The 14,243-nt window shown below is 62.6% G+C and carries 15 protein-coding genes; 5 read left to right on the plus strand and 10 right to left on the minus strand.

Annotated features, from left to right (window positions below):
• Positions 1-32: 32 nt before the first annotated feature.
• Positions 33-821 (minus strand): YfaP family protein, encoded by a 789-nt coding sequence (locus J3P97_RS24095; protein WP_434672914.1) that lies wholly within the window; start codon positions 819-821, stop codon positions 33-35.
• 269 nt (positions 822-1,090) lie between these two features.
• On the opposite strand from J3P97_RS24095, the gene J3P97_RS24100 reads away from it, so the two are divergent.
• From J3P97_RS24100 to J3P97_RS24120, 5 genes are all read left to right on the plus strand, one after another.
• Positions 1,091-2,227 (plus strand): Fic family protein, encoded by a 1,137-nt coding sequence (locus J3P97_RS24100; RefSeq protein ID WP_434672915.1) that lies wholly within the window; start codon positions 1,091-1,093, stop codon positions 2,225-2,227.
• Between the two features lie 232 nt (positions 2,228-2,459).
• Positions 2,460-2,702 (plus strand): exodeoxyribonuclease VII small subunit, encoded by a 243-nt coding sequence (locus J3P97_RS24105; protein ID WP_305498501.1) that lies wholly within the window; start codon positions 2,460-2,462, stop codon positions 2,700-2,702.
• Positions 2,699-3,586, plus strand: coding sequence for a (2E,6E)-farnesyl diphosphate synthase (ispA, locus tag J3P97_RS24110; RefSeq protein ID WP_434655334.1), 888 nt, complete (start codon positions 2,699-2,701; stop codon positions 3,584-3,586). The genes J3P97_RS24105 and ispA overlap by 4 nt, the downstream gene beginning before the upstream one ends.
• A gap of 114 nt (positions 3,587-3,700) precedes the next feature.
• Positions 3,701-5,599, plus strand: a complete 1,899-nt coding sequence (gene dxs / locus J3P97_RS24115) for a 1-deoxy-D-xylulose-5-phosphate synthase (RefSeq protein WP_434601960.1) — start codon at positions 3,701-3,703, stop codon at positions 5,597-5,599.
• A gap of 145 nt (positions 5,600-5,744) precedes the next feature.
• Entirely contained in the window at positions 5,745-7,625 is a 1,881-nt protein-coding gene (locus J3P97_RS24120) for a TonB-dependent receptor domain-containing protein (RefSeq protein ID WP_434672916.1), read from the plus strand.
• 120 nt (positions 7,626-7,745) lie between these two features.
• Here J3P97_RS24120 and J3P97_RS24125 read toward each other — a convergent pair whose 3' ends face one another.
• The 9 genes from J3P97_RS24125 to ribBA all read right to left on the minus strand — a co-directional run bounded on the left by J3P97_RS24125 (position 7,746) and on the right by ribBA (position 14,238).
• Entirely contained in the window at positions 7,746-8,531 is a 786-nt protein-coding gene (locus tag J3P97_RS24125) for a cobalamin-binding protein (RefSeq protein WP_434672917.1), read from the minus strand.
• Positions 8,531-8,950, minus strand: a complete 420-nt coding sequence (locus J3P97_RS24130; RefSeq protein WP_434672918.1) for an MFS transporter — start codon at positions 8,948-8,950, stop codon at positions 8,531-8,533. The genes J3P97_RS24125 and J3P97_RS24130 overlap by 1 nt, the downstream gene beginning before the upstream one ends.
• Positions 8,947-9,564, minus strand: coding sequence for a GTP cyclohydrolase II (gene ribA / locus J3P97_RS24135; RefSeq protein ID WP_305498489.1), 618 nt, complete (start codon positions 9,562-9,564; stop codon positions 8,947-8,949). Before ribA ends, J3P97_RS24130 begins: the two co-directional genes overlap by 4 nt.
• A gap of 109 nt (positions 9,565-9,673) precedes the next feature.
• The gene (locus tag J3P97_RS24140; protein WP_434672919.1) at positions 9,674-10,432 is read right to left on the minus strand and encodes a substrate-binding periplasmic protein; all 759 of its coding nucleotides are present in this window, start codon (positions 10,430-10,432) and stop codon (positions 9,674-9,676) included.
• Positions 10,433-10,443: 11 nt separating this feature from the next.
• On the minus strand, positions 10,444-10,947 hold the full coding sequence (locus J3P97_RS24145) for a phosphatidylglycerophosphatase A family protein (protein ID WP_030140455.1): 504 nt from the start codon (positions 10,945-10,947) through the stop codon (positions 10,444-10,446).
• Positions 10,944-11,906 carry a thiamine-phosphate kinase gene (gene thiL / locus J3P97_RS24150; protein WP_434672920.1) on the minus strand — a complete coding sequence of 321 codons (963 nt, stop codon included), beginning with the start codon at positions 11,904-11,906 and terminating at the stop codon, positions 10,944-10,946. The genes J3P97_RS24145 and thiL overlap by 4 nt, the downstream gene beginning before the upstream one ends.
• 18 nt (positions 11,907-11,924) lie before the next feature.
• Complete coding sequence (gene nusB, locus J3P97_RS24155; protein ID WP_305498485.1) at positions 11,925-12,425, minus strand: transcription antitermination factor NusB; 501 nt, start codon at positions 12,423-12,425, stop codon at positions 11,925-11,927.
• Positions 12,422-12,898 (minus strand): 6,7-dimethyl-8-ribityllumazine synthase, encoded by a 477-nt coding sequence (gene ribH, locus J3P97_RS24160; RefSeq protein ID WP_039594266.1) that lies wholly within the window; start codon positions 12,896-12,898, stop codon positions 12,422-12,424. Before ribH ends, nusB begins: the two co-directional genes overlap by 4 nt.
• Positions 12,899-13,146: 248 nt before the next feature.
• A complete protein-coding gene (gene ribBA, locus J3P97_RS24165; protein WP_305498480.1) occupies positions 13,147-14,238 on the minus strand; it encodes a bifunctional 3,4-dihydroxy-2-butanone-4-phosphate synthase/GTP cyclohydrolase II in 1,092 nt (363 codons plus the stop codon).
• Positions 14,239-14,243 lie beyond the last annotated feature (5 nt).

Consider the following 14,243-nt stretch of genomic DNA (forward strand, 5'->3'; position numbering starts at 1 on the left):
CACAAGGGCCTGTTCATCCGTGGAGCGGATACTTAGTAGTTGAAAGTCTTGACCAGCAACAGATCGCCAATGGCGCGCAGGGGCACGACAAAGGTCTCGCGTTTTTCATCGACGGTGTTTTCGTTGAGCACCAGGTTGATCTGCGAGGTGATCACCTCGTTCTGGTTGCTCGTTTCATCGAAGTTGTAGCCGCCGCTGCCGTAGTTGCCCCAATAGTTCACGTAGACCAGGTAGGTACCATGCATCGGCGCGGTCATGGTGAACATCTCGGGGCCGGGGCCATCGACGCCGTCCGGGTCGAGGCCGCCGCCATTGCTCAGCGCCGGCTGGCCGAAGAACGCATGCTGGCCATCAGGTGTGACGATATGCAGGTCGAGTTCGGCCTTGGGGTCGTCCCAGCCCAGCACCACGCGAATTTGCGCCGGGGTGCGCAGGTTGTTGGCTTCATAAAATTGCACGCGCTTGAGGGACTGGCCTTCGGAGCTGCGCACCTCGACGCTGTTGGAGCCGGCGCCAAAGGCATACGGCCGGGCAAAACGCCCCTCGTCGTCAGTATAGAGATTCAACGGGTTGCCGTTGACTGCCAGGCTGTGGGGCTGGCGCGCTGTGCCCATGTCCATGATCCGACCTTCGATCATCGTGCGATTGCGCTGGATGCCTCGGTCAATGGGCGGTGTCGGATAGGCGACCTGAGGGTTTTCCGTGCGATCGAGCAAGCCGCTATAACGCCAGCCACCGACCGGCTCCGACAACTCGGCCGAAGGCCCGGCCCACGCCAACGGCGCACCGAGCAGCACGATCGATAAAAAAAGAAAACGCACGTATGCCTCCTGCCATGCACAACGCAACCCGGCGCCCTTCCCCGGGCGCTGTTTGTCATTATTCGGGTTACGTCTGAAGGCCCCGTTACAAGGGGCCGTAGATGGCGCGAAGAGTAGCCATTTGACGGATTTTTCACAATCGGGGAACGCGCGATTCTGTGTGCGAAATCACGGACTGAGAATAGCGTGAGCCGAATAGGGATTTTATTCGGCTCACTAAATGAGCCGAATAGCGCTATTATTCGGCTCACTCACTTTCGGACAGACTCATGGCAGCTTATTGGATCTGGCAGCAGGCCGAATGGCCCGACTTTCACTGGCAAGCTGAAGCATTGGCGCCGGCGCTAAGGGAATGCGTGCAGGCCCAAGGCCAACTGCTTGGCATGACGGGCGCGGTCACGGCTTCGCTCAGCGCTCAAAACGAGTTGGACGCCTTGCTGCAGAACATCGTGACCTCCTCGGCTATCGAAGGAGAACAACTGAATGTCGGCTCGGTGCGCTCGTCCCTGGCTCGCCGTCTGGGCCTGGAACCCGTAGACGACAATCCGGCCAGCCCGCGTAGCGAGGGCTTGGCAAACCTGCTGCTGGATGCGACCCGGCATTTCAATCAGCCCCTGACTGTCGAGCGCTTGCTGGATTGGCATGAGTGGTTGTTTCCTGATCAAACCAGCAACCTGGCTCATCGGCGGATCCGCGTCGGCGCGCTACGCGGTGATGAACCGATGCAAGTGGTTTCGGGCCGGTTGGACCGCCCTACCGTTCACTTCGAGACACCGCCTCGCCAAGGCCTTGAACAGCAATTGCAAAGGTTTGTCGATTGGTTCGAGGCAAGTCGTCAACAGATCGATCTCGACCCATTGCTGCGAGCCGGCATCGCTCATTTCTGGTTTGTCACTCTGCACCCATTCGATGATGGCAATGGTCGCTTGACCCGCACCTTGACCGACCTGGCACTGGCCCAGGGCGAGGCCCAGGCGATCCGTTTCTACGCGATGTCCGTAAGCATCCTGGACGACCGCGCCGGCTATTACCGAATCCTGGAAAACAGCCAGAAAGCCACGCTGGATATCACCGACTGGTTGACCTGGTTCCTGCAAACGCTTTTGCACAGCCTGCAGAAGGCAATGACCAATATCGAAAGTGTTCTGGGCAAGACGCGTTTCTGGCAAGTCCATCGCGATTCGGCGCTCTCACCGGAACAGATCAAAGTGCTGAACCGATTGCTCGACGGTGGTGAAAAGGGGTTCGAGCAGGGCATCAGCGCAGCTCAGTACCAAGCCGTGGCCAAGGTCTCCAAGGCAACGGCCACGCGACACCTGACGGAGCTGTTGGAGAAGGGCTGCCTGGAGCGGATGCCCGGCGGGGGACGCAGCACCCGTTATCGCATCAATTATCCCGCTGACTGAATACCCCGTGGCGAGGGAGCTTGCTCCCGCTCGACTGCGCAGCAGTCGCAATCTGGGTAAGCCTGCGCAGCGTTGGGCCTGCTTCGCAGCCCAGCGGGAGCAAGCTCCCTCGCCACAAAAGCCGTCTGTCTCAGCTCACCCGTTGCGCCGCGATAAACCCGACCCTGATTTGCCCCAAACCCCCATGTCTGCTAGTGTCGCGCCGGTTTAACAGTCAACCGGAATAGCCGCCATGGCCCGCAAGAAAGCTGCACTGGATTTCGAACAATCTCTGGCCGACCTGCAAGCGCTGGTCGAACGCCTGGAGAACGGCGAACTGTCGCTGGAAGACTCGCTGACCGCTTTCGAGCAGGGTATCGGCTTGACTCGCGACTGCCAGGCGGCGCTGGCCCAGGCCGAGCAGAAAGTGCAACTGCTGCTGGAACGCGACGGCGAGCTGACCGAAGAACCGTTCGACGCGGAACAGCCTGAATGATCGGCGCGTATCAGGCCAGCAGTCAGGCCCGGGTCAATGCCGCGCTGGACAGTTTGTTCGCCGCCCCGAGCCCTGAACTGGCGCGGCTCTACGAAGCCATGCGCTATAGCGTGATGAACGGCGGCAAGCGCGTGCGTCCGTTGCTCGCCTATGCCGCGTGCGAAGCCCTTGGTGGCGCTGCCGAGCAGGCCAACGGCGCGGCCTGCGCGGTGGAACTGATCCACGCCTATTCGCTGGTGCACGACGACTTGCCGGCCATGGACGATGACGACCTGCGTCGCGGCCAGCCGACCACGCACAAGAAATTCGACGAAGCCTGCGCAATCCTCGCGGGCGACGGTTTGCAAAGCCTGGCTTTCAGCGCCCTGCTGGACCCGGCCCTGAGCAATTGCCCGGCAGAGGTTCGCCTGGACATGGTCAGCGCCCTGGCACAAGCGGCAGGCCCGGCTGGCATGGTCGGCGGCCAGGCCATCGACCTCGGTTCGGTGGGCTTGAAACTCGACCAGGACGCCCTGGAATACATGCATCGGCACAAGACCGGCGCGCTGATCGAAGCCAGCGTCCGGCTCGGCGCCCTGGCCAGCGGCCGGGCCACGCCTGAACAGCTGCAGGCCTTGCAGACCTACGCGCGGGCCATCGGCCTGGCCTTCCAGGTGCAGGACGACATCCTTGACGTCGAAAGCGATACCCAGACCCTCGGCAAACGCCAGGGCGCCGACATCGCCCGTGACAAGCCGACCTACCCGGCCCTGCTCGGACTCGAGGCCGCCAAGGCCTACGCGCTGGAGCTGCGCGACCAGGCCCTGGACGCGCTGCGACCCTTTGACGCGGCCGCCGAACCGTTGCGCGAGCTGGCGCGTTATATCGTCGAACGACGCAGCTGATACACGGTCAACCCAATTACATGTGCGTATCGGCCAAGTTCCGGCCAACGCGTGGGCAGCTTGCGATGCATAAGGTAAACTGCCGCCTCTTTTATACCTATAACGATTCGCCTGATGCCCACGACGTTCCAAGAGATTCCCCGCACACGCCCGTCCACGCCCTTGCTGGACCGCGCCAACACGCCGGACGGCCTGCGTCGGCTGGGTGAAGCCGAGCTGGAAACCCTGGCCGATGAGTTGCGCCTGGAATTGCTCTACACGGTCGGCCAGACCGGTGGGCATTTCGGCGCTGGCCTGGGCGTCATCGAGCTGACCATCGCCCTGCATTACGTCTTCGACACTCCGGACGATCGCCTGGTGTGGGACGTTGGCCATCAGGCCTACCCGCATAAAATCCTCACCGGCCGCCGCGACCGCATGGGCACGCTGCGCCAGAAGGACGGCATCGCGGCTTTTCCGCGCCGTTCCGAGAGCGAGTACGACACCTTTGGCGTCGGTCATTCCAGCACCTCCATCAGCGCTGCCCTTGGCATGGCCATTGCCGCCCGCCTGCAGAACAGCGAACGCAAGGCGATCGCCGTGATCGGCGATGGTGCGTTGACGGCGGGCATGGCCTTCGAGGCGCTGAACCACGCCCCTGAAGTCGACGCCAACATGCTGGTGATCCTCAACGACAACGACATGTCGATCTCGCGCAATGTCGGCGGCTTGTCCAACTACCTGGCGAAGATCCTCTCCAGCCGCACCTATGCGAGCATGCGTGAAGGCAGCAAGAAGGTCTTGTCGCGCCTGCCCGGCGCCTGGGAAATCGCCCGCCGTACCGAAGAATATGCCAAGGGCATGCTGGTCCCCGGCACGCTGTTCGAAGAGCTGGGCTGGAACTACATCGGCCCCATCGACGGCCACGATCTGCCGACGCTGATCGCCACCCTGCGCAACATGCGCGATCTCAAGGGCCCGCAGTTCCTGCACGTGGTCACCAAGAAAGGCAAAGGCTTCGCTCCGGCGGAAGTCGACCCGATCGGCTATCACGCGATCACCAAGCTCGAACCCCTGGATGCCCCCGCCGCCGCGCCGAAAAAGGCCGGCGGACCGAAGTATTCCGGCGTGTTCGGCCAATGGCTGTGCGACATGGCCGATGCCGACCCGCGCCTGGTGGGCATTACCCCGGCGATGAAGGAAGGTTCGGACCTGGTGGCGTTCAGCGAACGTTACCCGCAGCGTTATTTCGACGTGGCAATTGCCGAACAGCATGCCGTTACGCTCGCCGCCGGCATGGCCTGCGAAGGCGCCAAACCGGTGGTGGCGATCTATTCGACGTTCCTGCAACGCGGCTATGACCAACTGGTGCATGACGTCGCCGTGCAGAACCTCGACGTGCTGTTCGCCATCGACCGCGCGGGCCTGGTGGGCGAAGACGGTCCGACCCATGCCGGCAGCTTCGACCTGTCCTACCTGCGCTGTATCCCCGGCATGCTGGTGATGACGCCGAGCGATGAGAATGAATTGCGCAAGATGCTCACCACCGGCCACCTGTTCAACGGTCCGGCGGCGGTGCGCTACCCGCGTGGCACCGGCCCGAATGCAACGATCGAAAGCGACCTGGAGCCGATCGAGATCGGCAAGGGCGTGATCCGCCGCCACGGCAAGCAAACCGCCCTGCTGGTGTTTGGTGTACAGCTGGCGGAAGCCTTGAAGGTCGCCGAAAAACTCGACGCCACCGTGGTGGACATGCGTTTCGTCAAACCGCTGGACGAAGCCCTGGTGCGCGAGATGGCCGGCAGCCACGAACTGCTGGTGACCATCGAGGAAAACGCCATCATGGGCGGCGCTGGCGCGGCGGTCAGCGAGTTCCTGGCCCGGGAAAACATCCTCAAGTCAGTGCTGCACCTGGGGTTGCCGGACATCTACGTCGAGCACGCCAAGCCGGCGCAGATGCTCGCCGAATGCGGGCTGGACGAGGTGGGGATCGAAGCGGCGGTGCGGCTGCGGTTGCAGTTGCTGGGCTTGTAAGTACAGCCAACACAAGCCCCTGTGGGAGCGAGCTTGCTCGCGATAGCGGTGTATCAGCCGAGCATTAGTTGACTGACACTCCGCTATCGCGAGCAAGCTCGCTCCCACATTGGTTTTATGTGGACCCAGTCATAACGGAACACCCATGAAACTCCGCCTCGCCCTCGCCCTCTCTCTGCTACCCGCCGCCGACCTGCTCGCCGAGACCTTCGAACGCGACCAGGCCCTCAAGCTGCCTGACATCCTGATCAGCGCCAATCGCCAGGTCGAGGCGCGCAATGACAGCAGCGCCGCCAACACAATCTTCACCCGCGACGACATCGAACGCCTGCAACCGGCCACTGTCACCGACCTGCTCAGCCGCGTGCCCGGCGTACAGGTGGCACCGTTGGGCGGGCGCGGCAGCCTGCCGGGAATCTACATTCGCGGCACCAAGTCGGCCCAGAGCCTGGTGCTGGTGGACGGCCAGCGCATCGGCAACGCGACCTCCGGCGACAGCAATCTGCAACGCTTGAACATCAACCAGATCGAACGGGTGGAAGTGCTGCGCGGTTCGCGCTCGGTGATCTACGGCGCCGATGCGGTGGGCGGGGTCATTCAGATTTTTACCCGTCGCGGCGCCCAACAAGGCCTGCAGCCACGCCTGCATATGGGCGTCGGCAATCATCAGACCTGGGAGCGCAGCCTCGGTCTGTCCGGTGGCGACGAGCAGACCCGTTTCAACCTGGGCGCCAGCCTCGACGAAAGCGAGGGGAGCAATCGGACCCATGAGTCCTACGCCAGCGACCGCGACGCCGATGCCAACCGCAACCAGTCCTTCAGTCTCAGCCTGAGCCATGCAGCCAGCGACGACCTGGAAGTCGGCCTGAACCTGCTGGATAACCGCGGCAAAAGCGAATACGACAACCCGTTCGGCCGCTTCGACTCCAACACTTTCGAGTCGCTGCCCCAACAGCCCTACAGTGAATTTGCGGTCAGCAGCTTCAGCGGTTACGTCGACGGGCGGATCAACGACGCGTGGAAATCCCGCCTCGAGCTGGGCCACAGCGAGAACCGGGAAAAAACGTTCGACAAGCTCAGCGATGTCCGGGAGGTGTTTAACACTTACCGCGACTCGCTGACCTGGCAGAACGACGTGACCCTGGACGAACGCAACAGCCTGATCCTCGGCGGCGACTGGTATCAGGACCGCGTCAACAGCAGCACACCGTTCGACGAAGGCAGCCGCTGGAATCGTGCGGCATTCATCCAGCACCGCTTCCAGGCCGAAACGTTCTCGACCGAGCTGGGCCTGCGCCTCGATCAGAACCAGCAGTTTGGCGGCCAGAACAGCTGGAGCGGCACCCTTACCCTGCCGGTCAACCCGACCAACGACGTGTTGCTGACCTACAGCGAAAGCTTCCGCGCGCCGACCTTCAACGATCTTTACTACCCGGACTTCAGCAACCCGGACCTGAAACCCGAGACGGCCAGAAGCTACGAATTGCAATGGCGCAGCCAACTGAGCGACAGCGCTCGCCTGGAAGCGTCCCTGTACCGCACGAACCTGGAAGACGCGATCATCTTCGGCAGTAACTCACGCCCGCAGAACGTCGCTTCGGCGCGGATCAACGGTTTCGAAATGGCCTACCGGCAGGAACTGTTCGGCTGGCAGGGCAACCTCGGCCTGGCGATCATCGACCCGCGCGACCGCGACAGCGGCCACACCCTGGCACGCCGCGCCCGCCGCACGTTGAGCCTGGACCTGGACCGGCAATTCGACCGCCTCGGCCTCGGCGCGAGCTGGCAAGCGGTGAGCAGCAGTTACGACGATGAAAACAACCGCAACGCCCTGGGCGGCGATGCGCTGCTCGGAGTGCGCGGCAGTTGGGCGTTGAGCCGGGAAGTGAAGCTGGAGATGAAGGTCGATAACCTGCTGGACCAGAATTACAGCCGGGCGCTGTATAGCCATGACGGGGGACAGTATGGGTATCGGGAGGAAGGGCGGGCGTGGTTGTTTGGGGTGACCTGGACGCCTTTCCTCTGATCCGGAATCTCTAGGGATTAAATCGGCCTCTTCGCGAGCAGGCTCGCTCCCACAGTGGATTGCGGTGAATACGCCACGCCCCTGTGGGAGCGAGCCTGCTCGCGAAAGACGCCCCGCGGTCTACCGGTCTGGCGCAATCAACTCACACAACCGCGCCGTCGCCTCGATCATCTGCCCGCTGGCCCGCTCCAGGCCTTTGTCCTTGACCAGTAACAACCGCCCCTGCGCCACCGGCCAGGCTTTCCAGGCGTCAAGCTGCGCCTGCTCCGTAGCCAGGATCACCTGCGGTTGGCGCTGCAATACCGACTCCACGCTCACCTGCGGCGCCGGCAGGTCCAGGTCTGCAAAGACGTTGCGCGCGCCGCACACTGACAACGCATCACTGATGATCTGTCGGCCGCCCACGGTGTACAGCGGCCGATCCCAGACCTGATAGAACACCGGCAACGGCGCGTCCCGTCGATAGCGCTGGCGTAATGCCTCAAGACGCTCACGCAATTGCGCCGCCCGTTGCACGCCCCGCTCCGGGCGGCCGAGCTGGGCGGCGATGTCTTCGATTTGGTGGAGGAGCTGGTCGAGGCTGTGGGACTCGGCGATATAAATCGGGATGCCCAGGCCCTTGAGCTGTTCGCGCTGGGCCGGGCCGATACTGCCGGGCCAGAGCAGGAGCAGGTCAGGCTTGAGGCTGAGCAAGCGCTCCATATCCAGTTGGCCATAACGCCCCACCGACGGCAGGTCCTTCAGGACCGGAGGACGATCGCCACCGTCCAGCACACCCACCAGCAGGTCGGCGGAGTCCAGTTCAACGACGATTTCAGAGAGCGACGGCGCCAGGCTGACGACACGATTGGCCGCCGCCGTCGAAGCGCTGGCGGCTAGCAACAGAACCGCCAGCCAGAGACGCATCAGCCGAGCTGGCGTGGGATGCGATACAAATAGAACAGCACCGCAGTGGATAACGCCAGCAGCATCAGCGGTACCGCTTCCAACCCGACAAACACCGCCAGCGCGCCAATCCACGCCGGTAGGCCTGCCGCCAGAAACGCTGCGCGACGCCGAGCCGCGAGAGTGATCCAGGCTTGGGGTTCTTCCGGTGTATCGAGGAATTTCTGCGTGGCGATCAGTGCGTTTTTATAACCGCCGAAAAATCGCAGGCTGACAAACATCGACGCCACGCCGGCGATAAACAACGGCATCGCCAATACCGGCAGAATCCCTTCGCCCTGACCAAACACCGCGTTGATCACGAACAGCGGCAGCAACGCCAGCGCCAGGTATTGCCACCAACTGACGGCCAGCCGCCGCCGAACCTGACCACGCGTCACGCCCGGTCGACCTCGCCCTGGTGCTCATTGCCCATCATGTGGTCGAGCTTGCTGGCCTTGGTTGCCAGGTAAAGCTTGTTGTGCGGGTTGTGCCCGGTATGCAGCGGCACGCGCTCCGCAACCACTACGCCCATGTCGGTCAATGCCTTGACCTTGCGCGGGTTGTTGGTCATCAGTCGCAAGGACTTGATGCCCAGGTGTTCGAGCATCGGCTGGCAGATGCTGTAGTCACGCAAGTCGGCGGCAAACCCGAGGCGCTCGTTGGCTTCGACAGTATCGGCGCCGCCGTCTTGCAGCTCGTAGGCACGGATCTTGTTCAACAGGCCGATGCCGCGGCCTTCCTGGCGCAGGTACAGCAGTACGCCACGGCCCTCGCGAGCAATGGCCTGCAGGGCCGCTTCGAGTTGCGAGCCGCAGTCGCAGCGCTGGCTGAACAAGGCATCGCCCGTCAGGCATTCGGAGTGCAGGCGACCGAGTACCGGAGCGCCGTCGGCGAAATCACCCAGGCTGAGCACGACGTGCTCGCGGCCGGTGGCTTCATCGAGAAAACCATGCATGGTGAATTGCGCAAAGGGTGTTGGCAGCTTGGAAGCGGCAACAAAAACGACAGGCACCGGTGTGCTCCTGATCTAGTACTGGAGATTCGCAGAGGCGGGCATTGTAACAGCACGATCCGACAGACGCTTAGGCTGAATTATCAACCATTACCATCGAAAAGTTTGATCACGGCTTTGGTGGCTTGCCACTCTCGTCGAAGGGATAGGGCTGCTTCCAACGTTCGAAAATCGGCTTCAATTGGCCGCTTTTCACCAGCACGTCCATGCGCCGGTCGAACAGTGCACGCAAGGCACGTCCGTTTTCGGTGTCGGCAAAGCCCAGGTACAGCGGCAGGTTGATCAGCGCAGAGAGCTTGAACTGCTGGGGGTCGTCGGCCTTGGCGAGTACATCCTGGATTTCCATCAACGCATCGATATAAAAATCGGCACGGTCGTGGATCAGCATCGGCAGGATCCCCACGGAGCGGTGGATTTCATTGAAGCGCCGGATGTTCGGCAGGTAATTGTTGTATTCGTACCCGCGCATCCACACCAGCCGGTAATTACCCACCGTGGCCAACGTGGGAGAGGGCTTTGACGCCAGGCCCAACGCATAGATGTGATCGACGTCGTAGTGCCAATTGGGGTAGAGCACCCCCTCGGATTCGTCGCGATAGGCACCGACCTGCACATCGACTTCGCCACGCTGCACCAGGCCGATCGAACGGGTGTAAGGCACGCTGCGGGTTTCCAGCTTGACGCCTTCGGGTTCGAACACCTCGCGCAGGATATCCCAGGCCATGCCCTGGCCATCCGCCTGGGTGTAGTCGGCCCACTCCTCGCTGGCCGCGCGGATCTTGCCGGGCAACGGCGCCGACTCGGCCACGCGAACACCGAGCAACGCCCCGAGACATAACAACAGTAACAGTGTGCGGCTTACGCCCATGCCTGGTTCCCTCAGGTAAAACACCACACCAGCCCTTGCATTGCCAGCCAGGCGAACACGCCGGCCAATACGTCGTCGAGCATGATGCCTACCCCGCCGTGTACATGCCGATCGATCCAGCGGATCGGCCACGGCTTGAGGATATCGAAGAAGCGGAACACCAGGAAACCCGTCAACAACCAATACCAGCCTTCCGGTACCAGCCACAGGGTAATCCACATGCCGACCATCTCGTCCCAGACGATGCCCTCATGGTCGTGCACCCGCAAATCATCCGCCACTTTGCCGCACAGCCAGAAGCCGAACAGCATGGTGATGCCGAGCATCAGCCAGTAGCCCCAATCCGGCAACATCTGCCACAACGGTATGAAGGGTAGCGCAACCAGCGAGCCCCATGTGCCTGGCGCTTTGGGCAACGTGCCCGAACCGAAGCCAAACGCCATGAAATGCCAGGGATTGCGCCAGACCGAGGGCGGAACGAATTCTGCCGGAACCTGGTTGGGATGATCTGTCACGGTGTCTCCCGAAAATGTTGATAGCCCCGGATTGGCGGGGTGATGTCCTGTCCAAGACTGTCGACCAGCATGACGCCCTGCCCCGCCGTGACACTGCCGACCACATGAATCGGCCAGCCTTCGGCGAGAAGTGCCGACAATCGGACCGGCGGCAGGGTGAACAGCAACACATAGTCGTCGCCGCCACTCAGGGCGGCGTGTTGTGCCTGCTTGAGACCAAACGCCAACAGAGCGTTGGACAACGGCAACCGGTCCCGTTCAACCCGTAACGCCACACCGGATGCCAGCGCGATATGCCCGCAGTCCGCCAACAACCCATCGGAAATGTCCATTGCCGCGCTGGCCTTGCCCCGTAGCGCCAGGCCAAGGCCGATCTGCGGTTGTGGCGACCAGTAATGCGCCAGCAGCGGCTCGGCGATAGCAGGCTCAGCGCTGCGCTCGTCGAGAACCAGCGGCAACGCGCCAGCGGCGTTGCCCAGGTCACCGCCGACGCAAAGCAGATCGCCGGGTTGCGCGCCGCTGCGGGTCAGCGCTTGGCCGGACGGCACGCAGCCGAACACGGTCATGGTCAGGCTCAACGGCCCGCGGGTGGTATCGCCCCCCACCAGTGCTACACCACAGGCCTGGGCCATCCGGTTCAAGCCACGGGCATACGCCTGCAGCCAATCGGCGGCCACCGTCGGCAAGGTCAGGGCAAGGGTAAAAGCGAGAGGACTGGCGCCCATGGCGGCCAGGTCGCTGACCGCCACGGCCAGCGAGCGCTGGCCGAGCAGGAACGGGTCGCAAGGGTCTGGAAAATGCACACCGGCCACGAGCGTGTCGGTGGATACCGCGAGCTGTTCCCCGGGAGGAACGGCCAGCAGGGCGCAATCGTCGCCGATTCCGAGCGCAACGCCCTCGCCGCCCTGCGCACAGGCAGCGGCGGCAAAGTAGTGACGGATCAGCTCAAATTCGCCCATAGCCGCTACAAGCGCCAATCAGCGCTTGAACGCCTTCACTTCGGCTTCACGCAGACGCGGGGCGAGCTTGTCGAGTACGCCGTTGACGAACTTGTGGCCATCGGTGGAACCGAAGACTTTCGCCAGCTCGATCCCTTCGTTGATCACCACGCGGTAAGGTACGTCGACGCGCTGCATCAGTTCCCAGGTGGACAGGCGCAACACGGCCAGCTCAACCGGGTCCAGTTCATCGATCGTCAGGTCCAGGCAAGGAGCCAGGGCCGTATCGATTTCGGTCTTGTGGGCCGGGACGCCGTGCAGGATCTCGCGGAAGTACGCGCCATCGACATCGCTGAAATCGTTATCGACGCGAAACTGCGCTTCGATCTCGTTCAGCGACTGCTTGGCCATGTGCCATTGGTACAGGGCCTGGGTCGCGAGCTGACGGGCTTCGCGGCGCTTGACGCTCTTCGAAGGCTTGCCGGCGTCGGCCGGTTTCGGCTCGCGCGGATTGAAACGATCGCTTTCGTCGCTAATCACTTGGCCTCCAACTGCGCCAGCAGGCTGACCATTTCCAGGGCGGACAGGGCAGCTTCGGCACCTTTGTTACCGGCCTTGGTGCCGGAACGTTCGATGGCTTGTTCGATGGAATCAACGGTCAGCACGCCGAAGGCAACCGGTACGCCGAATTCCATGGACACCTGGGCCAGGCCCTTGGTGCATTCGCCAGCCACGTATTCGAAGTGTGGAGTACCGCCACGAATGACCGCGCCGAGGGCGATGATCGCCGCAAATTCGCCCTTTTGAGCGACTTTCTGCGCTACCAGCGGAATTTCGAAGGCGCCAGGGGCACGGATAATGGTGATGTCGCCTTCGCTCACGCCATGGCGAACCAGGGCATCGACCGCACCGTCGACCAGGCTCTCAACCACAAAGCTGTTGAAACGGCCGACTACCAGCGCGTAGCGGCCCTTGGGGGCGATGAAGGTACCTTCGATGGTCTTCAGGGTCATTCGTCAGTTCTCTTAAAGAGCCGGAGCACGTTCTATACGTACTCCTCAGTGATATTAGTCTCGAATACAGCGCCGTGGATCCGTCATCTCGTTCACTTGCACGTCTTCTGTGGCGAGGGAGCTTGCTCCCGCTTGGCTGCGCAGCGCCCATAATAGGGCCGCTACGCAGCCAAGCGGGAGCAAGCTCCCTCGCCACAGATGAATCTAACAAGCCTTAAGTGAACAATAATGCCGGAATCCGCAGGCCATTATTCGGAGGGCACGTATTCTACAACTTCCAGATCGAAACCGGATATCGCATTAAATTTCATCGGTGCGCTCATCAGGCGCATTTTGCGTACGCCCAGGTCGCGCAGGATCTGCGAACCGGCACCGACGATGCTGTAGGTGGTCGGTTTTTTCACCGGTTGATGTTCGGTGGTTTCGCGAATGTGCGCCAGCAGCACGTCGCCATCGAGCGGGTGCCCGAGCAACAGCACCACGCCGCTGCCGGCCTCGGCCACCGCGGCCATGGCCGCGCGCAGGCTCCAGCGGCCCGGCTGCTTGACCATCAGCAGGTCACGCAGTGGGTCCATGTTGTGCACGCGAACCAGAGTCGGTTCTTCGGCGCACACGGTCCCCAGGGTCAGCGCCATGTGCACGTCGCCTTCCACCGAATCGCGGTAGGTCACGAGGTTGAACTGGCCCAGTTCGCTGTCCAGCGGCTGCTCGGCAATCCGCTGAACGGTACGCTCGTGGATCATCCGGTAGTGGATCAGATCGGCAATGGTGCCAATCTTGATGTCGTGCTCGGCAGCGAAAGCCTCAAGCTCGGCGCGACGGGACATGGTGCCATCGTCGTTCATCACTTCGCAGATGACGCCGGCGGGCTCGAAACCGGCCATACGCGCAAGGTCGCACGCCGCTTCGGTGTGGCCGGCGCGGGCCAGGGTGCCGCCGGCCTGGGCCATCAGCGGGAAGATGTGACCAGGGCTGACGATGTCTTCGGCCCTGGCGTCGGCGGCCGCAGCGGCCTGCACGGTACGCGCCCGGTCCGCGGCGGAGATACCGGTGGTCACGCCCTCGGCAGCCTCGATAGAGACAGTGAACTTGGTGCCGAACCCGGAACCGTTGCGTGGCGCCATCAACGGCAGCTTCAGCAGCTCGCAGCGCTCGCGGGTCATCGGCATGCAGATCAGGCCACGGGCGTGCTTGGCCATGAAGTTGATGTGTTCGGCCTTGCAGCATTCGGCGGCCATGATCAGGTCGCCTTCGTTCTCGCGGTCTTCGTCATCCATGAGGATGACCATCTTGCCTTGGCGGATGTCTTCAACCAGTTCTTCGATGCTATTGAGCGCCACGCGGC

Origin of the sequence: Pseudomonas sp. R1-15 (assembly GCF_051132085.1) — a bacterium.
Lineage (GTDB): Bacteria > Pseudomonadota > Gammaproteobacteria > Pseudomonadales > Pseudomonadaceae > Aquipseudomonas.